The organism is Klebsiella sp. RHBSTW-00484, from assembly GCF_013705725.1.
GTDB lineage: Bacteria > Pseudomonadota > Gammaproteobacteria > Enterobacterales > Enterobacteriaceae > Klebsiella.
The window spans coordinates 454,632-480,848 of sequence record NZ_CP055481.1; the positions used below are offsets into that span (position 1 = coordinate 454,632).

Annotated in this window: 18 protein-coding genes; 9 read left to right on the forward strand and 9 right to left on the reverse strand. The window is 54.5% G+C overall.

The window, feature by feature from the left end; all coding sequences use genetic code 11:
• Nucleotide 1: 1 nt before the first annotated feature.
• The gene (gene ilvD / locus HV213_RS02055) at nucleotides 2-1,717 is read right to left on the reverse strand and encodes a dihydroxy-acid dehydratase (protein WP_181484628.1); all 1,716 of its coding nucleotides are present in this window, start codon (nucleotides 1,715-1,717) and stop codon (nucleotides 2-4) included.
• Nucleotides 1,714-3,048 (reverse strand): MFS transporter, encoded by a 1,335-nt coding sequence (locus HV213_RS02060; RefSeq protein ID WP_181484629.1) that lies wholly within the window; start codon nucleotides 3,046-3,048, stop codon nucleotides 1,714-1,716. Before HV213_RS02060 ends, ilvD begins: the two co-directional genes overlap by 4 nt.
• Nucleotides 3,049-3,386: 338 nt before the next feature.
• Here HV213_RS02060 and HV213_RS02065 point away from each other — a divergent pair, with 338 nt between their 5' ends.
• On the forward strand, nucleotides 3,387-4,511 hold the full coding sequence (locus tag HV213_RS02065; RefSeq protein ID WP_181484630.1) for a glycerol dehydrogenase: 1,125 nt from the start codon (nucleotides 3,387-3,389) through the stop codon (nucleotides 4,509-4,511).
• A gap of 68 nt (nucleotides 4,512-4,579) precedes the next feature.
• On the opposite strand, the gene glpD is transcribed toward HV213_RS02065, so the two are convergent.
• The gene (gene glpD / locus HV213_RS02070) at nucleotides 4,580-6,088 is read right to left on the reverse strand and encodes a glycerol-3-phosphate dehydrogenase (RefSeq protein WP_181484631.1); all 1,509 of its coding nucleotides are present in this window, start codon (nucleotides 6,086-6,088) and stop codon (nucleotides 4,580-4,582) included.
• 205 nt (nucleotides 6,089-6,293) lie between these two features.
• Between glpD and glpE the strand changes: the two genes are divergently transcribed.
• From glpE to HV213_RS02085, 3 genes are read left to right on the forward strand one after another with little or no spacing between them, the layout of a single operon-like run.
• A complete protein-coding gene (gene glpE, locus HV213_RS02075; RefSeq protein WP_110274936.1) occupies nucleotides 6,294-6,623 on the forward strand; it encodes a thiosulfate sulfurtransferase GlpE in 330 nt (109 codons plus the stop codon).
• A 59-nt stretch (nucleotides 6,624-6,682) separates the two neighbouring features.
• A complete protein-coding gene (gene glpG, locus HV213_RS02080) occupies nucleotides 6,683-7,513 on the forward strand; it encodes a rhomboid family intramembrane serine protease GlpG (RefSeq protein WP_110274937.1) in 831 nt (276 codons plus the stop codon).
• A 19-nt stretch (nucleotides 7,514-7,532) separates the two neighbouring features.
• Entirely contained in the window at nucleotides 7,533-8,291 is a 759-nt protein-coding gene (locus HV213_RS02085; protein ID WP_110274938.1) for a DeoR/GlpR family transcriptional regulator, read from the forward strand.
• Here the strand turns inward: HV213_RS02085 and rtcR are convergent.
• Nucleotides 8,273-9,871 carry an RNA repair transcriptional activator RtcR gene (rtcR, locus tag HV213_RS02090; protein ID WP_181484632.1) on the reverse strand — a complete coding sequence of 533 codons (1,599 nt, stop codon included), beginning with the start codon at nucleotides 9,869-9,871 and terminating at the stop codon, nucleotides 8,273-8,275. The two genes, HV213_RS02085 and rtcR, sit on opposite strands and share 19 nt — an antisense overlap.
• 188 nt (nucleotides 9,872-10,059) lie before the next feature.
• Between rtcR and HV213_RS02095 the strand changes: the two genes are divergently transcribed.
• From HV213_RS02095 to rtcA, 3 genes are all read left to right on the forward strand, one after another.
• On the forward strand, nucleotides 10,060-11,613 hold the full coding sequence (locus HV213_RS02095) for a vWA domain-containing protein (protein ID WP_181484633.1): 1,554 nt from the start codon (nucleotides 10,060-10,062) through the stop codon (nucleotides 11,611-11,613).
• 297 nt (nucleotides 11,614-11,910) lie between these two features.
• Entirely contained in the window at nucleotides 11,911-13,122 is a 1,212-nt protein-coding gene (rtcB, locus tag HV213_RS02100; protein WP_181484634.1) for an RNA-splicing ligase RtcB, read from the forward strand.
• 4 nt (nucleotides 13,123-13,126) lie between these two features.
• Nucleotides 13,127-14,152 (forward strand): RNA 3'-terminal phosphate cyclase, encoded by a 1,026-nt coding sequence (gene rtcA, locus HV213_RS02105; RefSeq protein WP_181484635.1) that lies wholly within the window; start codon nucleotides 13,127-13,129, stop codon nucleotides 14,150-14,152.
• Nucleotides 14,153-14,322: 170 nt separating this feature from the next.
• Here the strand turns inward: rtcA and malT are convergent, their stop codons facing one another.
• The gene (malT, locus tag HV213_RS02110; protein ID WP_181484636.1) at nucleotides 14,323-17,028 is read right to left on the reverse strand and encodes an HTH-type transcriptional regulator MalT; all 2,706 of its coding nucleotides are present in this window, start codon (nucleotides 17,026-17,028) and stop codon (nucleotides 14,323-14,325) included.
• 621 nt (nucleotides 17,029-17,649) lie between these two features.
• On the opposite strand from malT, the gene malP reads away from it, so the two are divergent.
• Both malP and malQ read left to right on the forward strand, forming a co-directional pair.
• On the forward strand, nucleotides 17,650-20,040 hold the full coding sequence (gene malP / locus HV213_RS02115; RefSeq protein WP_181484637.1) for a maltodextrin phosphorylase: 2,391 nt from the start codon (nucleotides 17,650-17,652) through the stop codon (nucleotides 20,038-20,040).
• 10 nt (nucleotides 20,041-20,050) lie between these two features.
• Nucleotides 20,051-22,147 carry a 4-alpha-glucanotransferase gene (gene malQ / locus HV213_RS02120; protein ID WP_181484638.1) on the forward strand — a complete coding sequence of 699 codons (2,097 nt, stop codon included), beginning with the start codon at nucleotides 20,051-20,053 and terminating at the stop codon, nucleotides 22,145-22,147.
• 67 nt (nucleotides 22,148-22,214) lie between these two features.
• Here the strand turns inward: malQ and pckA are convergent, their stop codons facing one another.
• From pckA to yrfG, 4 genes are all read right to left on the reverse strand, one after another.
• Nucleotides 22,215-23,837 carry a phosphoenolpyruvate carboxykinase (ATP) gene (pckA, locus tag HV213_RS02125; RefSeq protein WP_181484639.1) on the reverse strand — a complete coding sequence of 541 codons (1,623 nt, stop codon included), beginning with the start codon at nucleotides 23,835-23,837 and terminating at the stop codon, nucleotides 22,215-22,217.
• 359 nt (nucleotides 23,838-24,196) lie between these two features.
• On the reverse strand, nucleotides 24,197-25,081 hold the full coding sequence (hslO, locus tag HV213_RS02130; protein WP_181486320.1) for an Hsp33 family molecular chaperone HslO: 885 nt from the start codon (nucleotides 25,079-25,081) through the stop codon (nucleotides 24,197-24,199).
• A gap of 18 nt (nucleotides 25,082-25,099) precedes the next feature.
• Nucleotides 25,100-25,501 (reverse strand): ribosome-associated heat shock protein Hsp15, encoded by a 402-nt coding sequence (gene hslR, locus HV213_RS02135; RefSeq protein WP_112214779.1) that lies wholly within the window; start codon nucleotides 25,499-25,501, stop codon nucleotides 25,100-25,102.
• Nucleotides 25,498-26,181: a GMP/IMP nucleotidase gene (gene yrfG, locus HV213_RS02140; protein ID WP_181484640.1), complete on the reverse strand. Its 684-nt coding sequence runs from the start codon at nucleotides 26,179-26,181 to the stop codon at nucleotides 25,498-25,500. The genes hslR and yrfG overlap by 4 nt, the downstream gene beginning before the upstream one ends.
• Between the last annotated feature and the right edge of the window lie 36 nt (nucleotides 26,182-26,217).

Consider the following 26,217-nt stretch of genomic DNA (forward strand, 5'->3'; position numbering starts at 1 on the left):
ATTATTTAAGCCAGGCTCCGGCCATTAATGATGTTGCATTAGCGGTGAATTGTTTAAAGACGCCGCGACGGTTTGAATAATCAGGTTTCTTCCAGCTTGCTCGACGGTCTTCAAGGCAGCGGCGTATTTCCTCTTCTGTTTTAAACACTCCGTCGATCCCTACGATATTGAGCTTACGGCCTTTCACATCCATTTCGATTAAATCACCATCTTCCACCAGGGCAATCGGGCCGCCATCAGCGGCTTCTGGCGAGACGTGTCCGACACATGGCCCGCTGGTCGCTCCAGAGAAACGACCGTCGGTAATCAATGCGACTTTTCCGTCGAGGCGTTTGTCATACACTATGGCATCGGTTGTCATCAGCATTTCCGGTGCGCCAGAGCCTTTTGCGCCTTCGTAGCGAATGAAAATGACGTCGCCGGGTTCGATATGGTTATGGATGATGGCCTGTTGAGCGTCTTCTTCGGAGTTAAAGACCCGAGCAGGACCGGTATGGTGATGCATATCCGGCGCACAGGCCGCATATTTAATGACCGCTCCTTCAGGCGCGATGTTGCCTTTCAGTACCGCAATCGACCCTTTTTTGGTGGCATTTTCTGGTTTCCGGATCACCTCCTCTGGGCTGACTTTGTAATTGTTGAGGTAACCGTGGTTGCGGGTAAAGAAGCCGGATTGATGGAGCATTTCCAGGTTGTCGCCGAGCGTACGGCCAGTCACGGTAAGAACATCAAGATCCAGATAATCGCGTAGATACCATTGCACCATTGGCACGCCGCCTGCGAACCACATCATTTCGGTAACGTATTTACCGCTGGGCTGAATGTTGGTCAGATAAGGGATTTCATTATTGATCCGATCAAACAGTTCGGGCTTCAGCTCCCATCCGAGTTCATGAGCGATGGCCGGAAGGTGGATCATCGCATTGGTGCTGCCACCAATAGCTGCATGGACTTTGATAGCATTTTCAAACGCCGCAGGAGTTAGGATCTTATGGGTGGTGATATTTTTCTCCGCCAGATACAGCGCCTGGTGGCCTGCGGTTCTGGCAACGCGGCGAATTTCCGCAAGGGTCGATGGCAGCAGAGCGCTACCAGGCAGAGCCAGCCCCAATGCCTCCGACATGCACTGCATGGTACTGGCCGTTCCCATAAACTGGCAGGCTCCGGCGGTGGGACAACCGCATTGCTGCATTGCTTCCACTTGCTGAATGCCGATTTCGCCTTTCTTCAACTTAGCGGTGATCCCGCCGAGGTCAGAAGTACTCATATTCGGTGCCGGACGCATAGAACCGCCGGGAATATGCAATAGCGGTAGATTCAAACGTGCGGCGGCAATCAGATGCGCCGGGATAGATTTATCGCAGCTTGAGATCAGAATTCCGGCATCATAAGGCACCACTGAGGCATGAATTTCGACCATGTTGGCAATGGCTTCGCGAGATGCCAGAATGTAGTTCATCCCATCGTGGCCCTGACCCCAGCCGTCGCAGATATCCGTCACATGGTGACGGACCGCACGACCGCCGCTTTCATGAACACCCAGTACGGCTTCATCGCCCAGTTGGTTAAGATGGAAACTGCCCGGATGGCTTTCGCCATAGCAATCATCCACCAGGACCTGCAGTTTATTGACATCTTCTTTGCTGTAATTCATTCCAAGACGCAGAGCGTCGAGCTGTGACCACAGATCGCGAGCATGCTGACATTTCTGGCTCATTTGGCGATTCCTTCTTGTTTAAGTGACGCACCCGGCGTCGAGGTGTTAGGCGTGTTGCTGCTACCTGCAGGACGAGCGGTAACAGAAGGCAAGCTGAAAAGCAGTCCAACGGCGATAAGCAGGGCGGCAACCAGTACGGTCATACCTGCTGTTTGCGAGAACGTCACCGTTAACAGCCCTACGAGGTACGGACCGATAAAGCCACCGATGTTGCCCAGGGCGTTGATCGTACCGCGCACGCCGCCCAGAACGTTGGGGGCGAAGAGTAATGGTGGCAGCGTCCAGAATGGACCGGCATAGGCTTGCAGGAAGAACCCGCAAATAACCATCATGCCGTAAGCGAGCCAGACGTTATCTTTCAGTAATAAGGAGAGGGCGAGGCAGACCGCGAAACCCAGCAGAGGAATAGCCGTATAAAGGCGGCGATTCATTGTTTTATCACACCATTTGGCGATGTAATACTGACCGATAATGCACAGAACGTAAGGCGCCGCGGTGAGTACCCCAACGATGGTCATGCCGCTGCCGGTCAGGTGTTTAATCAGATTTGGCATCCACAGTGCGAAGCCATAGAATCCGACCTGTACGAAGAAATAGATACCGACAAGCTTCCACAGGTTGATGCTTTTTAATACGCCACGAATGCTGCTTTGCTCTCCGCCAATACTCAACGCGCGATCGGCCAGCAATTTTTGTTCGATCCAGGCGCGCTCTTTCGGATCTAGCCACTTTGCCTGATGCGGGTGATCGGAAACCAAAGGTAGCCAGACAAAGAGCAGTCCCAGAGAGAGCAAGCCTTCGATGATAAACATCTCCCGCCAGCCGTATGTTTCAATAAGCCAGCCGGAAAGCGGCCCGGTAATGATAGAGGCGACGGCCAGGTTCATCTGGAAATAGGCGATAGCCCTGGCGCGCTCCTCATTTGGGAACCAGTGACCAATCAGTGCCAGAATGGCGGGATACACGGCACCTTCCGCCACGCCGAGCACAAAGCGAATGATCAACAACTGCGTCGATGTCTGAACAAAACCGGTCAGCAGGGCAAAGCCACCCCAGGCGACGATTGTCCAGGCAATCAACTTTTTGGCGCTTAGCCGCTCGGCTATCTGACCGCCGGGAATTTGCAGGAAGATATAACCAATAAAGAAGATCCCGGCGACCAGGCCAGCAAAAGAAGCAGTCATGCCTAAATCTTCATCCATGCCGCCTGCAATCCCAATGGCGATATTGGTCCTGTCCATATAGGCCACGATATAAACGAGGATCGTGGCTGGAATAATATGCAGCCAGCGCCCTCGTGTGGTCGGTTTCTCTATTTCAATGCTCATCATTGCATCCCTTTAGTATTAAAAATTATGTTCTGTATATGGAACTGTTGTTCTGTATATTGATACTATGCCGACGTATTCATACAGCGTCAATTCCATACTCTAAGGAAGGTTATATTTTGTGATTTGCTTCAAAAATGAACGGAGATAAGGTGAGAAAGAGTGGGTGACCCAATGGAAACTGCGCATTGGTCTAATACGTAGCCAAAATTGTGCGCTGCCTCACAGGATAAAATTATGCTCTCACCTGGTCATTGTGCGTTCAGAGTAAACAGCATTAAATTCTTTATATGGAATTTATGTTCTGTATATTGAACTTTAATGCTTTTTAAGGAGAAACAATGGTTACTACCGCGATCTTTCCGTCACGATATGTTCAGGGTAAAGGAGCGTTGACAACGCATCTCCCGCAGGAATTGGCCGCACTCGGTCATAAGGCGCTGATTTTGCAGGATCCTGTTGTTTACAGCACCTACCGGGATGCGGTTGCAACAGCACTGCACGGGGTGATTGAATTTGATATCGAAGTGTTCAGTAGCGAGTGCAGTGATGAGGAAATTGCTCGCATCTCCGCACGTGCGCAGGAAATTGGCGCCGATGTGATTGTTGGTATGGGGGGCGGGAAAACCCTGGATACGGCAAAAGCAACCGGCGCCAGCCTGCGGCTGCCTATTGCCGTGGTTCCTACTCTGGCCTCAACGGATGCGCCGTGCAGTTCACTGGTTGTTATCTATACGCCAGAAGGGAAATTCAAACGCTACCTCATGATTCCACGTAACCCGACGCTTGTGCTGGTGGACAGCAGTATTATTGCTGCCGCGCCGGTACGCTTTTTGGTTTCTGGGATAGGCGATGCGCTGGCAACCTGGTTTGAAGCGGAAGATTGCCGCATCAAAGGGGCAGGCAATATGACCACCAGGCCAGGACCGATGACTGCATTTGAGCTGGCGCGCTTTTGCTACACCACCTTGATGCGCTATGGGCGCCTGGCGAAGCTTGCCTGTGAACAACATCAGGTTACTCCGGCGCTCGAACATGTTATCGAAGCGAATACGCTATTATCCGGGCTCGGTTTTGAAAGCGGTGGGCTGGCGGCAGCGCACGCCATTCATAACGGTCTGACGGTACTGCCCGCCACGCACAAATACTGGCATGGGGAAAAAGTTGCGTTTGGCACACTGGCAATGCTCATGCTCACCGATAGAGCGCCTGAGCTCATAGAGGAGGTTTATCAGTTTTGCGAAGATATTGGCTTGCCCACCACGCTGGCGGATATTGGTCTGGCTGGCGTTAGCGATGATGAACTGCTGGCCGTTGCCAGGGCGTCTTGTCAAATAGGGGAAACGATGCACAACGAGCCGTTTACCATTACGCCGGAGGCCGTGCAGGCGGCATTGCGGGCCGCCGATGCCGTTGGTCAGGTGCGGAAAAAAGCTGCCATCGCTTCGGCCTCTGGCGGAAAGTGACTCAGGAAAGTGTCCGTTAATTAGCATAAGGGGGATAGGTTCCCCCTTTTATCGTGTTTGATGTAAATTTACGACGCCAGCGAAAGCTCAGACTTTCCCACGTGCTGCACCAGCCATTCGCTAACGCGTGCCTGCTGTTCGGCCGTTAACCACATTCCCTGCTTGGTTCGCCGCCATATCGCATCGTCCAGGGTTCGTACCCATTCATGTTCGACCAGGTATTTAAGTTCTGCTTCGTAAAACTCGTGACCAAAATCTTCGCCGAGATCGGCAAGTGACGTGGCTTCACCAAGGATCCATTCGCTATTGCTGCCGTAGGTTCGGGTGTAGTGGCGCGCCATTGACTCGCTGATAAATGAGAAGCGACGGCGCAGCTTTGCCGCATAATCATCACGGTCGCTACCGATATCGCCGCCGGGCAGAACGGCGGTTTTGGTCCATGCCGGGCCGATGCCTTTGTAGTAAGGCGTTAGTTTTTCCAGCGCGTGTTCGGCCAGCTTACGATAGGTGGTGAGCTTGCCGCCAAACACCGACAGCAGCGGAGCCTGCCCGTTCTCATCATGAATATCGAGAGTGTAATCGCGGGTGATCGCCTGCGGTGAGTCGGATTCGTCATCGCACAGCGGACGCACGCCGGAGTAAGTCCAGACGATATCATCGCGAGAGAGCGTCTTTTTAAAATGCGCGTTATAGACGTTCAGCAGGTAGTTGATCTCTTTGTCATCGATCGCCACGGCTTTCGGATCGCCGTTGTACTCAACGTCGGTGGTACCGATTATTGAGAATTCATCCATCCACGGGATCACAAACACAATGCGTTTGTCTTCGTTTTGCAGAATGTAGGCCTGCTTCTGGGTATGCACGCGCGGCACGACAATATGGCTACCCTTAATCAGGCGGATGCCATATGGCGATGGTATATGCATACCGTCATCGAAGAATTGTTTGACCCACGGGCCGGTGGCGTTCACCAGACCGCGCGCCTGCCAGCTGAACTTCTCGCCGCTATCAATATCTTCCGCTTCGACAATCCACAAACCATTCTCGCGCTTTGCGGAAATAGCGCGGGTACGCGTACGCACTTCCCCACCTTTACGCACGACCATTTGGGCATTGGCCAGCACCAGACGCGCATCATCAACCCAGCAGTCGGAATATTCGAAACCGCGCACTATTTCAGGTTTAAGTACCGATTCCGAGCCAAAACGCAATCCAGTTGAGCTGGGCAAACTGGTGCGTTTGCCCAGATGATCGTACATAAACAGACCGATGCGGATCATCCAGGCCGGGCGCAGGTGCGGGCGATGCGGTAAACGAAAGCGCATCGGGAAGGCGATGTGCGGAGCCATTTTTAACAACACTTCTCGCTCGGCCAGCGCTTCGCTCACCAGGCGGAATTCGTAGTGTTCAAGGTAGCGCAGCCCGCCGTGAATCAGCTTTGAGCTGGCGCTGGACGTGGCGCAGGCCAGGTCTTTTGCCTCCAGCATCAGCACGGATAAACCACGCCCTGCGGCGTCTGCCGCGATACCGGCACCGTTGATGCCTCCTCCTATCACAATCAGATCTTTGGTTTCCACGCTCGCTACCTCTTGCACTTTCGTTTAAGTTCACAAATGTTCGATATCGCTCAATATAGCAAACAATCACGCCATTGATAACATCAAAAAAACATTTCAGAGTGATGTGTGTAACATATTGGCGTTTATTTACCGCCTGGCTGTACACTAGGCGTTAAAATCGCGAGCGCTTATCAGCCGCCTGCCTATATAGAGAAGAGAGCATATGGATCACTTTGAATGTATTAACGTAGAAGAAGCCCACCAGAAAATGCATCAGCAGACGGCGGTGCTGGTGGATATTCGCGACCCGCAGAGCTACGCGATGGGGCATACGCCGGGCTCTTTTCATCTGACCAACGATACGCTGGGTGCGTTTATGCGCGATAACGACTTTGAGACGGCCGTTATGGTGATGTGTTATCACGGCAATAGCAGTAAAGGCGCCGCGCAGTATCTGCTCCAGCAGGGCTACGACAAGGTGTACAGCGTGGATGGCGGATTTGATGCCTGGCACCGGCATTTTCCGGCGGAAGTAGCGCATGGCGCGCTTTAGGCGTTAGCGCAGGTTATGGCTATAATATCCCCCTTTGTGTGGAATAAGCGATCCGCTGCATGTTAATGATTACCTCTTTTGCCAACCCTCGCGTGGCCCAGGCGTTTGTCGACTATATGGCGACGCAGGGGATTATTCTGACTATCCAGCAGCATACGCAAAGCGATGTCTGGCTTGCTGATGAGAGCCAGGCCGGGCGGGTTCATGCCGAGCTGGCCCGCTTTCTGGAAAATCCTGCCGATCCGCGCTATCTGGCCGCCAGCTGGCAGTCGGGGCACACCAACAGCGGCCTGCACTATCAGCGTTTCCCCTTTTTAGCCACGCTTCGCCACAACGCCGGGCCGTTTACATGGGGGATTTTATTCGCCTGTATTGCAGTGTTTGTACTGCAAACGGTTCTTGGCGATCAGCCGGTTATGCTACTGCTGGCCTGGCCCTACGATCCTTCGCTGAAATTTGAAGTCTGGCGCTACTTTACTCACGCTTTCATGCACTTCTCGCTGATGCACATTCTGTTCAACCTGCTATGGTGGTGGTACCTCGGCGGAGCGGTGGAGAAGCGCATTGGCAGCGGAAAGCTGGTGGTGATTACCGTGATCAGCGCCCTGCTGAGCGGCTTTGTTCAACATCAGTTTAGCGGTCCGTGGTTTGGTGGCTTATCGGGCGTGGTCTATGCGCTGATGGGCTATGTCTGGCTACGCGGCGAACGCGATCCGCAAAGCGGCATTTTTTTGCAGCGCGGCTTGATACTCTTCTCTTTAGTATGGTTAATTGCTGGCTGGTTTGACGTTTTCGGCATGTCGATCGCGAACGGTGCCCACGTGGCTGGTCTGGCGACCGGGCTGGCGATGGCGTTTGTTGATACGCAGAATGTGCGAAAGCGAACGTAGAGACTCCCAGGGATATTTCATGAAACAAACACAACGTCATGACGCGATTATCGAGCTGGTAAAAAAACAGGGATACGTCAGTACTGAAGAGCTGGTTGAGCAGTTTGCCGTCAGCCCGCAGACCATTCGTCGCGATCTGAATGATTTAGCCGAACAAAAGATGATCTTGCGCCACCACGGCGGCGCGGCGTTGCCTTCCAGTTCGGTGAACGCTTCCTGGCACGACAGGAAGTCGACCCAAACCCAGGAAAAAGAGCGTATTGCCCGCAAGGTGGCGAGTGAAATCCCTGACGGCGCGACGCTGTTTATCGATATTGGCACCACGCCTGAAGCGGTGGCCCATGCGTTGCTGAACCATAACGACCTGCGCATCGTCACCAATAACCTCAACGTCGCTAATACGCTGATGGTGAAAGAGGATTTCCGCATTATTCTGGCGGGCGGCGAACTGCGCAGCCGTGATGGCGGTATTATCGGCGAAGCGACCCTGGACTTTATCTCCCAGTTCCGCCTTGATTTCGGCATTCTCGGCATCAGCGGCATTGACAGCGATGGCTCGCTGCTCGAGTTTGACTACCACGAAGTGCGCACCAAACGGGCGATTATTGAAAACTCGCGCCACGTGATGCTGGTTGTTGACCACTCTAAATTTGGCCGTAACGCGATGGTCAATATGGGCAGCATCAGCATGGTCGATGCAGTCTACACCGACGTGATGCCGCCAGCTGGCGTGCTGAAAGTGATAACCGACAACAACCTTCAACTGGAGCTGTGCTGATTCTTCAGCGTTTCCCAGGTCAGGCCAAAGCGCGCGAGATATTTTCGCAGCCGGTCTGCGTCGTTGACGGTGGCTTTGCCGAGGCGCGAGACGTTAAAGAGCTGGCGTCCGGCATCGGAAATGGTTTTTGCTTGCTGGCATATAGCAATGACGTTTTGCAGATGCAGGCGGTCGAACAGGTCCAGATTTTCCGCCTCCGCCCCTAATAGCGCATCGAGCGCTGAGGGGCGGTTATCATTCCAGCTGTAGCGCAGGCGCTCAATCTCATCTTCTACCGTGTTTACCGTGATGCGACCGTTGTCCGCCAGGGTTGCCATACGGGTGACGCTGGCGGAAAGCTCGCGGAAGTTGCCGCTCCACGCCGCCTGCGGTGAGGTGGCGAAGGCCAGCCAGGCGCGACGCGCTTCGGTGTTGAAGCGCACGCTATCGCCAGTCAGCGTGGCATGGCGCTCAATTTCATAATCGAGGTTCGGCTCGATATCTTCCTGCCGCTGGCGCAGACCCGGCAGTTCAAACGTCCACAGATTTATACGCGCATACAGATCCTCGCGGAATTTACCCTGGGCAACCAATTGGCGTAAATCGCGCACGGTACCGGCGATAAGCTGAAAATCACTGCTCACCTGCTGGTCGCTGCCGAAGGGATAAAAGCGTTTTTCTTCAATAGCTTTGAGCAGCATCGCTTGTTCATCTGCCCCCAGTTCGCCAATCTCATCGAGAAAAAGCATCCCACCGTTCGCGCTGCGTAGCAGACCGGCACGCTCTTCCCGCGCGCCGGTAAATGCCCCTTTGACATGACCAAACAGCGTCGACATTGCGGTGTCGCCACGCAGAGTCGCGCAGTTCACCTCAACAAACGCGCCGCTAAACTGATGGCGTGCCAGCTTTAATTCATAGATGCGGCGGGCCAAAAATGATTTGCCCGCGCCGGTCGGGCCGTTAAGCAACATAGGTGAACGGGAGCGGATGGCGACGCGCTCAATATGCTCGATCATGCGGTTGAAATGCAGATTGCGGGTCTCGATACCGGATTTCAGGAAGTTAAGCGTCTCTTCGCGCTCCTGGGCAAAGCGGCTGGCGATATCGTTGTAACGACTGAGATCGAGGTCGATGATCGTCACTTCGCCCGTGCTATGCGGCTTATCTTTCTTACGCGGTGGTGAGGTCTGGGCTAACCGCGCCGGGAGATAGCGCGCTTCCGCCAGCAGAAACCAGCAGATCTGGGCGACGTGGGTGCCGGTGGTTATGTGGATCAGATAGTCTTCGTCTTCAGGATGGAACCTGTGGCTGCGGGCGAAATCATGCAGGCAGGCGTAAACCTCTTCGAAGTCCCACGGATTGCGGATGGCTATCTCGACGCCAATGACTTCCGTTTCCGGCGATACGCTGGCGATATCCTGTTTTAAGGTTTCAAACAGCCCCCGCGAACGCGCGTCGTACAGCAGCTCAAGGCGATGGACGACTAACGTTTCCTGCTGGCACAGGCTTAAGGTTGGTCGCCATTTTTCCCAGCGTTGGCTGCCGCGGCCAACATAATCCAATACCGTACCGACAAAACCAAAGGCTACCGTTTTGCGCATCTTAGATTTCCTTATAAAAGACGATATTTGATTATCGTATTTTGGCTTCTTCCGCGCAGCGGTTTTTTCGTTAAAACGAAGAGAGAAATAATTAATTCATAAAAATCAATTAAATATAATTATTTTTAAAATCTGGCACGGTGGTTGCAATAGTCATGGCATGGAGAATAACGGAAATGGGAAAACAGATGGCGAATCCACTTTTGTTCCGTTCACTGTTACGGGACGCGCCGCTGGCAAATGCGCAAAACCACGAACGTGCAGCGGCTTTTGCCTTCACCCCGCGCCATAAGCTGGCGCAGATGGTGATGACCGGTTGCATGAACGAGACCTTTTATGCCAGCGCTCAGGCACAGCTCAGTGATGTTCTGGAGATAGCGAAAGACCTGGACGATCTGTTTCTCGCGAAGCTGGCGATTTATGGCCGCGAGCGGGGAATGATGAAAGATATGCCCGCGTTGTTGACCGCGATTCTGGCGGCGCGAGGTTCGGCGCTGCTGCCGGTGGTGTTTGCGCGGGTTGTCAACAACGGTCGGATGCTGCGTAACTTCGTGCAGATATTGCGCAGCGGCGTCACCGGTCGGCGCTCGCTGGGCACGCGGCCGAAGAAGCTGGTTCAGCATTGGCTACAAGAGGCCAGCGAAGAGCGCTTATTGCAGGCTTCGGTAGGCAACTCGCCATCGCTGGCGGATATCGTGAAGATGGTGCACCCGCGTCCACAGGCTCCATGGCACGACGCTTTCTTTGCCTGGCTAATTGGCAAGCCGTGCGACAAAGCGCAGCTGCCGGAGAAAACGCAGGCGCTGCTGGCGTTTCGCGAAGGTCGTGAAGGTGCGGCTTTACCGGATGTGCCATTTTTACTACTGACCCACTCGCCGCTAAGTACAGAACAGTGGGCGTTGCTGGCCCAACGGATGAGCTGGCAAACGCTGCGTATGAATTTGAATACTCTAGCGCGTCACGGCGTGTTTGAGGATGCAACGCTTGCCGCCAGCGTGGCGAAGCGGCTGGCGGACAGGGCGCAGGTGCGTCAGTCCTGGGTCTATCCTTACCAGCTGTTGTCGGCGTGGAGCAATCTGCAAAGCAGCGTGCCGCAGGCGATTGGCGACGCCCTGGAGCAGGCGATGGAGTATGCGCTGGAAAACGTGCCACAGTTTCGCGGCAACGTGGTGGTTTGCCCGGACGTGTCCGGGTCGATGCGCTCATCGGTAACTGGCCATCGCCAGGGGGCGACCAGCAAGATCCGCTGTGTGGACGTTGCCGGGCTGATTGCCGCCGCCGTGCTGCGTAACCACCCGCAGGCCCGCGTGTTGCCGTTTGAATGCGATGTGGTGAACGTCGCGCTTGATGCTAAGCAGTCGGTGATGCACAACGCGCAAAAGCTGGCGGCGGTGGGCGGTGGCAGCACCAACTGCTCCGCGCCGCTGCGCAAGCTGCTGGCCGAGCGGGCGCGGGTGGATCTGGTGATTATGGTGTCGGATAACGAATCCTGGATTGATAAGTCGCGCCACGGCTCGACGGCCACCATGGAGTGCTGGGTTGAACTGAAAAAACGCAATCCGCAGGCACGTCTGGTGTGCATCGATATGCTGCCTTACGGCACCACCCAGGCGATGGAGCGGGGCGATATTTTAAACGTCGGCGGTTTTAGCGACGAGGTATTTACGGTGATTGATAACTTTGTTAACGGTCGCTACGGCAGAGAGCACTGGCTGGAAGAGATTGAGTCGGTGACGCTGTAAAGAATATTCAGCGCGGTGCGAGTTTTCGCATCACGCTGAAGGCACGAATGCCGGTGGATCTACACTACGAATGGCCAGGTCGCAGGTTCAAATCCTGCCGGAGTCCGACTCCGTAGCTCAGAGGATAGAGCAGGCGATCCACCTTAACTTGTCGTGCCACCCTATTTTGGCGAATGCCTGTGGATCTACATATGTTGCGGGTTCGAGTCCCGTCAGAGCCTGGCTCTGTAGTTCAATGGTAGAACGGCGTATTCACATTAACTTGTCGCCACCCTATTAATAAAATGAGAAAAGACAATGAATTACGAATTAATGACTACCCAGAATGCACCGGTAAAAATGTGGACTAAAGGCGTGCCGGTAGAAGACGATGCTCGTCAGCAGCTGATCAATACGGCGAAAATGCCGTTTATTTTCAAACATATTGCCGTGATGCCGGATGTGCACTTGGGTAAAGGATCGACCATCGGTAGCGTGATCCCAACCAAAGGCGCGATTATTCCGGCGGCGGTGGGCGTGGATATCGGTTGTGGGATGAACGCGCTGCGTACCAGCTTAACGGCGGCGGATCTCCCCGATCTTCCGGCGCTGCGTCAGGCAATTGAAACTGCTGTGCCGCACGGTCGTTCCAATACGCGTAGCCGTCGTGACGTTGGCGCATGGGAAAACCCGCCGGTCAACGTGGATGAGAAATGGGCGCAACTGGAGGCGGGATATCAGTGGTTAACGCAAAAATATCCGCGTTTTTTGAACACCAATAACCATAAACATCTGGGAACATTGGGAACCGGTAACCACTTTATTGAAATTTGCCTGGATGAGGGCGAACAGGTGTGGATTATGCTGCACTCCGGTTCACGTGGAATAGGTAATGCTATCGGTACGTATTTTATCGGCCTGGCGCAGCAGGAGATGCAGGATCAACTGGAAACGCTGCCGTCCCGCGATCTGGCGTATTTTGATGAAGATACTGAATACTTTGACGATTATCTGCGAGCGGTGAGCTGGGCGCAGATGTTTGCCAGCCTGAACCGTGATGCGATGATGGAAAATACGCTGGCGGCGCTACAGAAATGCGTGGAGAAACCCATTACGCTCAGCATGGAGGCGATTAACTGCCACCATAACTATGTGCAAAAAGAGCAGCACTTTGGTGAAGAGGTCTTCGTGACCCGTAAAGGCGCGGTATCCGCGCAGAAGGGGCAGTTCGGGATCATTCCGGGTTCCATGGGGGCGAAAAGCTTTATTGTGCGCGGCCTGGGTAACGAAGAGTCGTTCTGCTCGTGCAGCCACGGTGCCGGGCGCGTGATGAGCCGTACCAAAGCGAAAAAACTGTTTAGCGTCGACGATCAGATTCTCGCCACCGCGCATGTAGAATGTCGTAAGGATGCGGATGTGATTGACGAAATTCCGATGGCTTACAAAGACATTGATGCGGTGATGGCCGCGCAATCCGATCTGGTGGAAATTGTGCATACGCTGCGTCAGGTGGTGTGCGTTAAGGGATAACAAAATGGAAAGGACTATCGCGCTGGACGGCGCGCAGGGAGAAGGCGGCGGGCAGATTTTGCGCTCGGCGCTGAGTCTGTCGATGATAACCGGCCAGCCGTTTGAGATTACCAGCATTCGTGCCGGGCGGGCTAAGCCGGGTCTTCTGCGCCAGCATTTAACGGCGGTGTTGGCGGCGAAGGAAATCTGTGGCGCCGAGGTCAGCGGCGATGAACTGGGCTCGCAGCGGTTACGCTTTGCTCCGGGACGGGTTCGCGGCGGGGAGTATAAATTTGCTATCGGTAGCGCAGGTAGCTGCATGCTGGTGCTGCAAACCGTGCTTCCGGCGCTGTGGCTTGCCGACGCTGGCGCACGTATTGAGGTACATGGCGGAACCCACAATCAGGCCGCTCCCAGCGCGGATTTTATTTGCCGCGTCTGGGAACCACTGTTGGTGAAGATGGGGATAAACCAGCGCACCACCCTGATAAAACATGGCTTTTATCCGGCTGGTGGTGGCGCGGTAGTGACGGAGGTTGAGCCGGTCGCGTCGCTGAACGGGTTGCAACTGATATCGCGGGGTGAAACGGTGAGTATTCACGCCGAAGCCCTGCTGGCGGCGGTGCCTTACCACGTTGGCGAGCGCGAAGTGATGGCGCTGGAAGCCTGGTTTCCGCTGACGGATAAGAAAGTTCGGGTGTTGGAAGGCGGTGCCGGACCGGGGAATACGCTGTCGCTGACCGTTGAGAGCGCGCATCTGACGGAGCTGTTTGTTGCCTTTGGCACCAAAGGCGTGAGCGCGGAAAAGGTCGCGCTCCAGCTGGCATCGGAGGCGAAACGCTATCTCGCAAGCCCGGCGGCGGTGGGGGAATATCTGGCTGACCAGCTGATTTTACCACTGGCGCTGGCGGGAGAAGGCGCGTTTACCGTGGCGAAAACGTCAGCGCATTTGCTGACCAATATTGCGGTAGTCGAGCGGTTTTTACCGGTGAGGTTTAGCTGCGAGCCGCTCGACGGCGGCTATCTTATTCAGGTACGGGCAGACGGCTAACAACGTTCACCTTGCAGAAATTGCCCGGTGGCGCTTCGCTTGCATGGCCTACAGACGGTGCGTAATTTGTTGATGTCACGGGGTTTGTAGGCCGGGTAAGGCGTCAGCCGCCACCCGGCGAAAATACGCGAACAATACTAAAACAGGTTTGTCATCAGTTTCGCTTCGGGTTAAACCCCATACCCCATCATTTTGAGCAATCGCTGGGCATGCTGTACGGCATCCTGGCGGTGAGCGACGCCAAGCTTCTGATACAAGTTGCGAATGTGGGTTTTGATGGTGGTCGCCGCGACGTCCAGCTCACCGGCTATCTGCTCGTTGCTGTAGCCGGAGTAGATTAGCCCCAGCACTTGCCATTCACGCTGGGTCAGCGGGCTGGTACGGATCAGTTCCGGGACTTCCGGATGGTTCAGCAAGCGTTCAACGAAACCTTCGTCAAAGTGGGCGAATTTGTGGCGATGATGCTGGTTAATATCACGTAAAATGCGCTGAGCGCGATGCTGTTCCAGCTCCGGCAGCGTGTTGAGCTGAATCAGCTGGCGTAGCTGCTGTGCCATCGCTTCGCCTTCAATTACAAAGTGGTTAATGAACCCGGTGCGGTTGGCGAGGGTGAGCGCTTCCAGTAGGGCTTTCTGCGCTTCGCTTTTACGCCCTGCTTGCCAGTAGAGCTGGTTGAGCAGCAGCAGGTTGCGGTTCAGGTCGCTCATTAAGCGCAACGAACGGGCATTCTCATTTAACTCTTCAAGCACCATTTCGGCGGAATCGAAATCACCAAGCAGGATCTGCGCGCGGGCGATGTTCCGCCACTGGCTCTGCAGGAAGTGGTTATTGGCGAACTCCGGTTTTGGCGTCTGGCGTAGCCAGTTTGCCGCAGCGGCTTTGTCGCCAATCATCTGCCAGTAAATCACCCGGACTTTGTCGGCATTGGATACCCAGTCACTATGGTAATGGCCGTTGCCAAGCAGATTTTCCAGACGATTCAAATGACTGCGCGCGTTATCCAGATCACCCCGAGCCAGCGAGCACTGGATCATTAACGTCAGGCACTGTAGCTGCTGCTGCGGCTGATAAGTTGAAAGCACCGCCATGCCGTTGCGTGCGGAGGTTTCCGCTTCATCCAGCCGCGCCCACGCCCACAGTAACTGGGAACGAATACGCAGCAGGAATTCATGCATCGGCAACTGTTCGAGATGCTGTTCGCGGATGAGCTGGAAGGCTTTTTCCTGAATTTCCCAGGCCGCCTGCAGGAACCCCTGAGCAAAGAGGATTTCGCTTTGTTGGATCATGCTCCATAACGCGTAATGCCAGACGTCATGGCGGCGGGCCATCTGTTCGGTTTGCTGCATCACCGCCAGCGATTTACTCAACTGGCCTTTGCAGTGCAGCACTTCGCCATGCACCGAGGTGGCCACGATGCGGCTGTAGTAGCTGGCGAGCGGCAGTTCGTCGAGGGCCACCATTGCCAGGCGCTCGGCTTCTTCCTGATCGCCTGCGTTAATCGCTACCTGGGCGCGCAGGGCGTTGAAGTCGCCGTGCATGGCGGTATCCATTTCCGCATCCATCTCCTGCTCGGCGCGGGCCAGCAGGGTATTCACTTCGCTATAGCGGTGCTGGCTCTGCATCAGCCAGGCCTGTAAGAGAATCAAACGCGGATTTTCCAGCAGGTTTGACCACGGCAGCGCCGCCAGAGACTGCTCCAGCAAACCCAGCTCGCTGTGGTTAAACATGACCCACGCGTGATTAAGCAGGATATCGCGCAGCATTTTGGCATCACCCGCCGCCAGGGCATGGTGAATGGCCTCGCTTGGGAAGCCTTGCGCCATCCAGCTTTCGGCGGCAGCACGATGAATTTCCGGCAGTTCAACCGCCAGTTCCCACTGGCAGCGCTGGCGCAGGAAGTTGCCGAACAGCGGATGATAGCGGAACCACTCGCCGGAATCGTCCATCCGCTGCAGAAATAGCCCCTGACGCTCAATCTCTTCCAGTTGCATCTGACCATTTTCTTCGCCTGTCACGCGGACGATCAGTGCATCGTTCATTGAGCGCAGCAGCGAGCTTTTCAGCAGGAAGTTACGCGTTCGCGGATCGACGTTATCCAGCACTTCATCGACCAAATAGTCGGAAAGATGGCTGGCGTTGATACCGGCAAGACGGCGAGCGGAATGATGAGCGGAGGTATTGTTCTGACGGGCGGAGAGGGCGATGAGCTGGAGCGCGGTGGCCCAACCGGCGACATCGTCGCACAGCCTTTTACTGTCGTCGGCCTCGATTGGCGAGCTGAGACGACAGTCGAAAAATTGTTTGGCTTCCTGATGAGTGAAGGCCAACTGCTGGCTACCAATTTCAAGCAACTGATCGCGAACGCGCAGGTTGGCAATACCGAGCTGCGGCAGGTTACGCGACAGCACCACCAGGGTCATATTTTCCGGTTGATGACGAAGGAAGAAGCGCATCGCATCATGAATAACCGGATTACTGATCAGATGGTAATCATCAATCACCAGGAATAATGGGCGCTGCCAGTCGGCAAGCTCGATAAAGAGCTGCGCGAAGAGGGAGGGCAGGCTGGCGTACTGGCGTTTTTGCACCATGGTTTCGCTGGCCGCGCAGTGGCCGCCGGTGGCCTGCTGAATGGCGGCGATCAGATAGCTGGCAAAACGCTCCTGTTGGTTATCGCCTTCATCCAGCGAAAACCAGCCAAGGTCATTTTTCCCCGCCGCCCATTGAGAAACGAGCGTGGTCTTACCGTATCCAGCCGGACTGGTCACCAACGCGAGACGATAATTGTTCGCGCCGGAAAGTTTCGCCAGTAATCGCTCACGAACCACGGTGTGTTCAAGGCGGACCGGACGACTTAATTTAGACGGAATCAACATAGTTCTACATTTCGCTGTGCAAGGGAGGAATTGCGAATTTTTTTGCGCTTCGTAATTAATATCTAATAAGGTCGGCCATAATGAATTTTATTGCAAGTTATGTCCGAGTTTTATGCTCTTGAATTTGCTCTATGTCACAAATTTTGACATAGAGTGAAATTCATATAAAAGGGTGACAGCGTGCGCGGTTACTGGGTTTGCGGGATTTTTAGGCACAATAAGCTAATCTTTTTTTACAATACTAGTAGTTGTTTGTTTTTATTAAATTATTCTCAGTGAATTCTTATAAGTCACCCTTTTGAGTTATTTCTGTATTAAAGTCCGCTTATTCCCACGATATTTACTTTTATTTCTCAATATTTACAAAGCGGCATTTTGCTTACTTTTCTCATCTTGGCTTGTAACACATTTTCATGCAGCAGGTCGCGGGAGAATTGTTGTTCCGATGCGGCGAATTTTCCAGCATAATTTCGCCAGTAAGCTAACGTAATAGTGCCCAAGATCACACTTTTCGCTCATCCCTGCTACTCCTCCCCGGCTAATCCCTGGCGGGATGAGGACGTGACTCCGGGAGGTCGGCACACTAACGCTAACTGTTTTAGTAAAGGACCCGGATTTCTTATGTCACAGACTACTTTTAACAAAGCTCAGTTTCAGGCTGCACTGATGCGTCAGTGGCAGCATTTTGGATTACAGTCCGCTAGTGAGATGACTCAGCGCCAGTGGTGGCGTGCCGTGAGCGGTGCGCTGGCCGAGCTGTTGTCGGCTCAACCGGTCGTGAAACCGGCTGAAGGGCAGCGCCATGTAAACTACATCTCCATGGAGTTTCTGATTGGTCGTCTGACCGGCAACAATTTGCTCAACCTTGGCTGGTATCAAGGGGTGAGTGATGAGCTTCAGACGCATGATGTTAACCTGACCGACCTGCTGGAAGAGGAGATCGATCCAGGTTTAGGTAACGGTGGGTTAGGCCGTCTGGCGGCATGTTTCCTCGATTCCATGGCGACCGTTGGTCAGTCGGCGACCGGTTACGGCCTGAACTATCAATACGGCCTGTTCCGTCAATCTTTTGCTGACGGTCAGCAGATGGAAGCGCCGGACGATTGGGGGCGTAGCAGCTACCCGTGGTTTCGCCACAATGAAGCGCTGGACGTCCAGGTTGGACTCGGCGGTAAAGTCACCAAAGGCGGCGAATGGGTACCGGCATTCGTGATTACCGGCGAAGCCTGGGATCTGCCGGTGCTGGGCTATCGCAACAATGTCGCGCAACCGCTGCGTCTGTGGCAAGCCAAACACGCGCATCCGTTTAACCTGACCAAATTCAATGACGGCGATTTCCTGCGTGCTGAACAGCAGGGTATCGACGCGGAAAAACTGACGAAAGTCCTCTATCCAAACGATAACCATCAGGCGGGTAAAAAACTGCGTCTGATGCAGCAGTACTTCCAGTGCGCCTGTTCGGTTGCCGATATCCTGCGTCGCCATCATCTGGCGGGTCGTAAGCTGGCGGAGCTGGCGGATTACGAAGTCATCCAGTTGAACGATACTCACCCGACGATTGCGATCCCGGAACTGCTGCGCGTGCTGATCGACGAGCATCAGCTGAGCTGGGACGACGCCTGGGCGATTACCAGTAAAACCTTCGCCTATACCAACCACACCCTGATGCCGGAAGCGCTGGAGTGCTGGGATGAGAAGCTGGTGAAAGCGCTGTTGCCGCGTCATATGCAGATCATCAAAGAAATTAACGACCGCTTTAAAAAGCTGGTGGATAAAACCTGGCCGGGCGACAAACAGGTTTGGGCGAAGCTGGCGGTAGTGCATGACAAACAGGTTCGTATGGCGAACATGTGCGTGGTGAGCGGCTTTGCGGTTAACGGCGTTGCTGCGCTGCACTCCGACCTGGTGGTGAAAGACCTGTTCCCGGAATATCACCAGTTGTGGCCGAATAAATTCCATAACGTCACCAACGGTATTACTCCGCGCCGCTGGATCAAACAGTGCAACCCGGCTCTGGCCGCGCTGCTGGATAAGACGCTGAAGAAAGAGTGGGCCAACGACCTCGACCAGCTGATTAACCTCGAAAAATACGCTGACGATGCGAAGTTCCGTCAGACGTACCGCGACATTAAGCTGGCCAACAAGGTTCGCCTGGCGGAGTTTGTGAAGCTGCGTACCGGGATTGAGATTAACCCGCAGGCGATTTTTGATATCCAGATTAAGCGTTTGCACGAGTACAAACGCCAGCACCTCAACCTGCTGAACATCCTCGCACAGTACAAAGAAATTCGTGAGAACCCGCAGGCAGACCGCGTACCGCGCGTGTTCCTGTTCGGCGCGAAGGCGGCGCCGGGCTATTATCTGGCGAAGAATATTATCTGGGCGATCAACAAAGTTGCTGAAGCGATCAACAACGATCCGCTGGTTGGCGATAAGCTGAAGGTCGTGTTCCTGCCGGATTACTGCGTGTCGGCGGCGGAAATGCTGATTCCGGCGGCGGATATCTCCGAGCAGATTTCTACGGCAGGCAAAGAAGCCTCCGGTACCGGCAATATGAAACTGGCGCTGAACGGTGCGCTGACCGTCGGAACCCTGGACGGCGCGAACGTTGAAATCGCGGAACAGGTGGGCGAAGAAAACATCTTTATCTTCGGCCTTACCGTGGAAGAAGTGAAAGCCCTGAAGGCCAAAGGTTACGATCCGCTGAAATGGCGTAAGAAAGACAAGCTGCTGGATGCGGTGCTCAAGGAGCTGGAAAGCGGTAAATATAGCGATGGCGATAAGCATGCTTTCGACCAGATGCTGCATAGCCTGCTGAAAGGCGGTGATCCGTACCTGGTGCTGGCAGATTTCGAAGCCTACGTGGCGGCGCAGAAGCAGGTTGATGAGCTGTATCGCGACCAGGAAGCCTGGACTCGCGCGACGATCCTGAATACTGCGCGCTGCGGTATGTTCAGCTCTGACCGCTCCATTCGCGATTATCAGCAACGTATCTGGCAGGCAAAACGCTAAGGACAGGCCTATGGAGACTAAACGCCTTGATAACGCTGCCCTGGCGGCGGGAATCAGCCCAAGTTATATCAACGCCCATGGTAAGCCGCAGTCTATTGCGGCAACCACCAAGCAGCGCCTGCTTGATGCGATGCATCGTACAACAATCGCCACGAAGGTGGCGGTTAACCCGCTTCCTGTGGTGCAGGTGTTTACCCACGGCAAAAAGATGTCTTTGCCGGTGGCAGGTCAGGGTGAGTTCCACTGGATCCTCACCACTGAAGATGGCAAACAGTATCAAGGCCAGGTGCGCGGCGGTGAAACGCTGCCGCTGCCAGCAAGGCTGCCGGAAGGGTATCACACGCTAACGCTGACTCAGGACGGCGATCGCTGGCACTGCCGGGCTATCATTGCGCCCGTGCGCTGCTACGAGCCGCAGGCGCTGAAGGATGGCAAGAAGCTGTGGGGTACCTGCGTGCAGCTTTATACGCTGCGCTCGGAGAAAAACTGGGGAATTGGTGATTTCGGCGATTTACGTGTTATGTTGCCGGAAATCGCCCGTCGCGGCGGTTCGTTTATCGGCCTCAACCCAATTCACGCGCTCTATCCGGCTAACCCGGAGAGCGCCAGCCCGTACAGTCCGTCTTCACGCCGCTGGCTCAATGTTATCTATATTGATGTTAATGCGGTAGAGGATTTCCGTCAGAGCAAAGAAGCGCAGAAGTGGTGGCAATCACCGGCTACGCAGCGGGCGTTACAGGCTGCGCGTGAGACCGATGACGTCGACTATAGCGCCGTGACCGCGTTGAAAATCGCCGCGCTGCGCATGGCGTGGAAAGGTTTCTCCGCGCGCAATAATGATGAAGCAACAGCTGAGTTTCGTCAGTTTGTGACGCGCGAGGGTGAAAGTCTGTACTGGCAGGCGGCGTTTGACGCGCTGCACGCCTGGCAGGTTAAGCAGGATCCGATGCGCTGGGGCTGGCCCGCCTGGCCGAAGGCTTATCAGGACACTCATAGCCCTGAAGTGAAAGCGTTCTGTACCGAGCATGCTGATGAGGTGAATTTTTACCTGTGGCTACAGTGGCTCGCCTATACCCAATTTGCCGCCTGTTGGCACACCAGCCAAAACGACGCTATGCCGATTGGCCTGTATCGCGACCTGGCGGTGGGCGTTGCGGAAGGCGGGGCGGAAACCTGGTGCGACCGTGAGCTGTACTGCCTGAAAGCCTCCGTCGGCGCGCCGCCGGATATTCTTGGCCCGCTGGGGCAGAACTGGGGCCTGCCGCCGATGGATCCCCATATCATTGTGGCGCGCGCCTATGAGCCGTTTATCGAACTGCTGCGCGCTAATATGCAAAACTGCGGTGCGCTGCGCATCGATCATGTGATGTCGGTGCTGCGTCTGTGGTGGATCCCTTACGGTGAAACCGCCGATCACGGCGCTTACGTGCAGTATCCAGTGGATGACCTGTTGTCGATTCTGGCGCTGGAGAGTAAGCGTCATCGCTGTATGGTGATCGGTGAAGATCTGGGTACCGTGCCGGTTGAGATCGTCGGTAAGCTGCGCAAAAGCGGTGTTTACTCCTATAAAGTGCTCTATTTCGAAAATGACCACGAGAAGACTTTCCGTGCGCCGAAGGCGTATCCGGAGCAATCAATGGCTGTGGCTACGACGCATGACCTGCCAACGCTGCGCGGCTACTGGGAAAGCGGTGACCTGACGCTGGGTAAATCGCTGGGCCTGTATCCGGATGAGGTGGTGCTGCGCGGGCTGTATCAGGATCGCGAGCTGGCGAAGCAGGGGCTGCTGGATGCGCTGCACCGCTATGGTTGCCTACCAAAGCGTACCGGGCATAAAGCGTCGCTGATGGCGATGACGTCGACCCTCAATCGCGGGATGCAGCGTTATATTGCCGACAGCAACAGCGCGCTGTTGGGTTTGCAGCCGGAGGATTGGCTGGAGATGGCCGAGCCGGTCAATATTCCGGGCACCAGTACGGAGTATCCAAACTGGCGGCGCAAGCTTTCCACCACGCTGGAGGCAATGTTTGCCGATGAGCAGGTGAATAAGCTGATCAAGGACCTGGATAAGCGGCGGAAGTTGGCGAGTAAGAAGAAGCCTGCCTGATACCTGTTTTAAGCGCATTAAAAAGCCGGGAAGTGATTCCCGGCTTTTCTGTTACTGACGAACCGCTTTAGCGTTTCGGCCCTGCGGCAACCAGCGCTGCGCCTGCTGGCGTATCGGTATACTTCTCAAAGTTCTCAACGAACAACTTCGCTAACTGCTCGGCCTTCTCCTGCCACTGCTCTGGCGAACCGTAGGTATTGCGTGGGTCAAGGATATGGGTATCCACGCCCGGCAATTCGGTTGGGATTTGCAGCTCAAACATCGGCAGAGTGAAGGTTTCCGCGTCGTCCAGCGAACCGTCGAGGATGGCATCGATAATGGCGCGGGTATCTTTAATCGAGATACGTTTGCCGGTGCCGTTCCAGCCGGTGTTGACCAGATAGGCCTGCGCGCCAGAAGCCTGCATGCGCTTGACCAGCACTTCTGCGTACTGCGTCGGGTGTAGCGACAGGAAAGCCGCGCCGAAGCAGGCGGAGAAGGTTGGTGTCGGCTCGGTGACGCCGCGCTCGGTACCGGCCAGTTTGGCGGTGAAGCCAGACAGGAAATGGTACTGAGTCTGGTCGGCGGTCAGACGAGAAACCGGCGGCAGCACGCCAAACGCGTCGGCGGTCAGGAAGATAACCTTGGTAGCATGACCCGCTTTGGAGATCGGCTTAACGATGTTCTCGATATGGTTAATCGGATAAGAGACGCGGGTGTTTTCGGTCTTCGAACCGTCGTTAAAATCGATCGTGCCGTCGGCCAGCACTACGACGTTCTCCAGCAGCGCATCGCGGCGAATCGCATGGTAGATATCCGGCTCTGCGGCTTCGGAAAGCTTAATCGTCTTCGCGTAGCAGCCGCCTTCGAAGTTAAATACCCCATCGTCATCCCAGCCGTGTTCGTCATCGCCAATCAGACGACGTTTTGGGTCGGTTGAAAGGGTTGTTTTGCCGGTGCCGGAAAGGCCGAAGAAGATGGCGACATCCTCTTTTTCCCCTACGTTTGCGGAGCAGTGCATGGAAGCGATGCCCTGTAACGGCAGCAGGTAGTTCATGATGGAGAACATCCCTTTTTTCATTTCGCCGCCGTACCAGGTCCCGCCAATCAGCTGAATGCGTTCGGTCAGATTGAAGGCGACGAAGTTTTCGGAGTTGAGTCCCTGCTCTTTCCACTGCGGATTAGTGCATTTTGCACCGTTCATCACGATGAAATCTGGCTTGAAGGTTGCCAGTTCCTCATCGCTTGGGCGAATAAACATATTCTTCACGAAATGCGCCTGCCAGGCGACCTCGGTAATAAAGCGGACGCTCAGGCGAGTGTCAGCATTTGCGCCGCAGAAAGCATCAACGATAAACAGACGCTTGTTGGAGAGCTGGCGGGTAACCAGTCCCTTCAAGTGCTGCCACGTTTCCTCAGAGAGCGGTTTGTTGTCGTTTTTGCCTTTGCCTTTGTCAGACCACCACACGGTATCGCGGGTGGTATCGTCACGAACGATATACTTATCTTTTGGAGAACGGCCGGTGAAAATACCGGTATCGACGGCGATAGCACCAAGATTGGTTAATACGCCTCGTTCATAACCTTCCAGATTGGGGGCTAGCTCTTCTTGATACAAAGTATCGTAGCTGGGGTTATGAACGATATCCTGGACGTCATTGATACCATAAGCCTTGAGATCCTGCGGGGTTAAACCATTATTAACGCGCATGTCACTGCTCCTTAGCCAATATGTACTGCTTTAAATTGTAGGGGTTATTACGGGGTATAGACCGCGACCAGGCTCATAGATTTACGTATCTCGACAAACGGCATACTTACGAAAAACGTTGTGACTCCTGTCACGAAGCGTGGGGGATTATCTCAGGAAATAGGGCTTTGGTGGGGGTAGATGTTTCTTAATGGTTAAAAAGTAATTAAAAAAACTATTGAAATGTGAATGTAATCGCTTACCTGAAATAAAATTACGTAATACTTTCAGGAGGAATCGATTCATCTCGCAGATAAAAAAACTTGACGCCAGGAGCGACGGAGGAAAAACCTCAACCAAACTCCTGGCGAGATGAACGATTAGTGGATCTGCGGGTCGGCCGGTGAGGCGTTATTGCGGATCTCGGCAATATCCATCGCATTGAAGACATAATGGCTACCGCAATAATCGCAGTGCATGTCGATTTCACCTTCATCGGCCAGAATACTGTCAATCTCTTCATCTGGCAGCGTTCTCAGCGCACCTGCGCAGCGTTCGTAGGAGCAGGTGCATTTGAACTCTACGCTCTGCGGCTCGTAAACGGTCACTTCTTCTTCGTGGTACAGACGCCATAGCACATCGTTCGCAGGCAGGGTAAACAACTCTTCAGCTTTGATGGTTTCGGTCAGCGTACTGAGATGTTCGAAGTCTGCGGCCTGTGCGTCTTGTGCCGGGAGAACCTGCAGCAGCATACCGCCCGCCATCGGCTTACCTTCATGCTCGCCGCTACGAATGATAAGCCGGGTTGGCAACTGCTCGGAACGCTGGAAGTAATCTTCCAGGCAAGCCGCCAGCGTATCGCCTTCCAGACCGACTACGCCCTGATAGCGCTCGCCTTCATCTGGAGAGATAGTAATGACCAGATATCCGTTACCCACCATCGTCTTCAGGTCAGCCCCTTCCGGAATCTCGCCCTGCATGCGAGCCACGCCGCGCATCTGCTGTTGGTTGTTGCCGTTAATTACTGCCAGCGATAGTGGACCATCGCCCTGCAGCTGAACGGTAATATCACCGGCAAACTTCAGCGTTGCGGTCAGCAGACTGGTCGCAACCAGCAGTTCTGCCAGCACGGTTTTCACCGGCTGCGGGTAGCTATGGTTTGTCAGAATCTGTTCTAAAGTTTCTGAAACTGTTACCAGCTCACCGCGTACGGCATAGTTTTCAAACAGATAGCGATGTAATTGATCGTGTTGAGTCATAATAATCTCTCTTGCTGGCCACAGTTATTCACTATCGCCGTGTTTAAATCTCATCAGGTCGCGGCGTTCTTTCTTATCCGGACGTCGGTCGGGATGCGGCATGGTTAGCGCGTTCATTTTTCGCGCCAGCGCCATTTTCTCGCGTTTCTCGATGCTCGCAGCCGTCTCTTCATAGAGTGCAACGGCTTCGCTGGCAGGTCTGCGCTGTTCGGTAATGCCTTTTACCACGATGATACGTTCGTCATTGCCCTGGCGTAGCGTCAGGGAGGCGTTCAGCTCGACAACTTTTCCCGGTTTACTGCGCTGTCCGTTGTAGTGCACCTTGCCGCCTTCAATCATCTCGCGCGCCAGAGCGCGGGTTTTATAAATGCGGGCTGCCCAAAGCCATTTGTCCAGCCTGACGGCTTCGACGGGTTTTTCTTTCATGGCCTCTCCTGCGGGGTCAGTGAGGGAATCAGATGTCGGTAGTCATTTAGCCCTGGATGGCGAGCGTAGCTTTTTTCAGCCAGCCCGGAATCGGGGTTGGTTATGCCCAGGCAATAACGAATGCCAAACTCTTCGGCCGCATCCAGAATCGCCTCGTTGTCGTCAACAAAGAGCGTTTTGCGCGCGTTGAAGCCGGTTTCCTCAGCAACGGCACGCCACAGCCGCTGATCTTCTTTCGGATAACCAAATGTGTGGGTGGAAAGTAATAAATCAAGGTGCGCATCCAGCCCGGTGTGCTTCAGCTTTACCGCCAGATTATGTGGATGGGCGTTAGTCAGCAAAATCCGGCGTTTGCCACTGGCTTTAAGCGCATCAAGGAACGGCACAGTATCATCACGCAGTGCGGCTCGTGGCCCCTGCTCGCTGGTCATCGCACAAATATCCAAACCCAGGCGCTCGCTCCAGTAGTCCAGGCAGTACCAGTTTAGCGTATGTTGCACAGCGTGATATTCCTGGTGCATCGCCTCTCTGGCTTCCTGCAGGTTGAGGCCTTGCGTCGCCCCCCAGGTTTCCGGGACCAGTTTTTGCCAGAAATAGTTGTCGAAGGCGAGATCGAGAAGCGTGCCGTCCATATCCAGCAGAACGGTATCAACCTCCTGCCAGGCGATATCAAAGTGCATGGTAAGTCTCCAACGAGGGGGGAATTGCGCGACAGG

Coding starts and splice junctions, on each gene's coding strand:
- ilvD (WP_181484628.1), bottom strand. CDS start 1,717: ATGAGCCAGAAATGTCAGCATGCTCGCGATCTGTGGTCACAGCTCGAC.
- HV213_RS02060 (WP_181484629.1), bottom strand. CDS start 3,048: ATGATGAGCATTGAAATAGAGAAACCGACCACACGAGGGCGCTGGCTG.
- HV213_RS02065 (WP_181484630.1), top strand. CDS start 3,387: ATGGTTACTACCGCGATCTTTCCGTCACGATATGTTCAGGGTAAAGGA.
- glpE (WP_110274936.1), top strand. CDS start 6,294: ATGGATCACTTTGAATGTATTAACGTAGAAGAAGCCCACCAGAAAATG.
- glpG (WP_110274937.1), top strand. CDS start 6,683: ATGTTAATGATTACCTCTTTTGCCAACCCTCGCGTGGCCCAGGCGTTT.
- HV213_RS02085 (WP_110274938.1), top strand. CDS start 7,533: ATGAAACAAACACAACGTCATGACGCGATTATCGAGCTGGTAAAAAAA.
- rtcR (WP_181484632.1), bottom strand. CDS start 9,871: ATGCGCAAAACGGTAGCCTTTGGTTTTGTCGGTACGGTATTGGATTAT.
- HV213_RS02095 (WP_181484633.1), top strand. CDS start 10,060: ATGGCGAATCCACTTTTGTTCCGTTCACTGTTACGGGACGCGCCGCTG.
- rtcB (WP_181484634.1), top strand. CDS start 11,911: ATGAATTACGAATTAATGACTACCCAGAATGCACCGGTAAAAATGTGG.
- rtcA (WP_181484635.1), top strand. CDS start 13,127: ATGGAAAGGACTATCGCGCTGGACGGCGCGCAGGGAGAAGGCGGCGGG.
- malT (WP_181484636.1), bottom strand. CDS start 17,028: ATGTTGATTCCGTCTAAATTAAGTCGTCCGGTCCGCCTTGAACACACC.
- malP (WP_181484637.1), top strand. CDS start 17,650: ATGTCACAGACTACTTTTAACAAAGCTCAGTTTCAGGCTGCACTGATG.
- malQ (WP_181484638.1), top strand. CDS start 20,051: ATGGAGACTAAACGCCTTGATAACGCTGCCCTGGCGGCGGGAATCAGC.
- pckA (WP_181484639.1), bottom strand. CDS start 23,837: ATGCGCGTTAATAATGGTTTAACCCCGCAGGATCTCAAGGCTTATGGT.
- hslR (WP_112214779.1), bottom strand. CDS start 25,501: ATGAAAGAAAAACCCGTCGAAGCCGTCAGGCTGGACAAATGGCTTTGG.
- yrfG (WP_181484640.1), bottom strand. CDS start 26,181: ATGCACTTTGATATCGCCTGGCAGGAGGTTGATACCGTTCTGCTGGAT.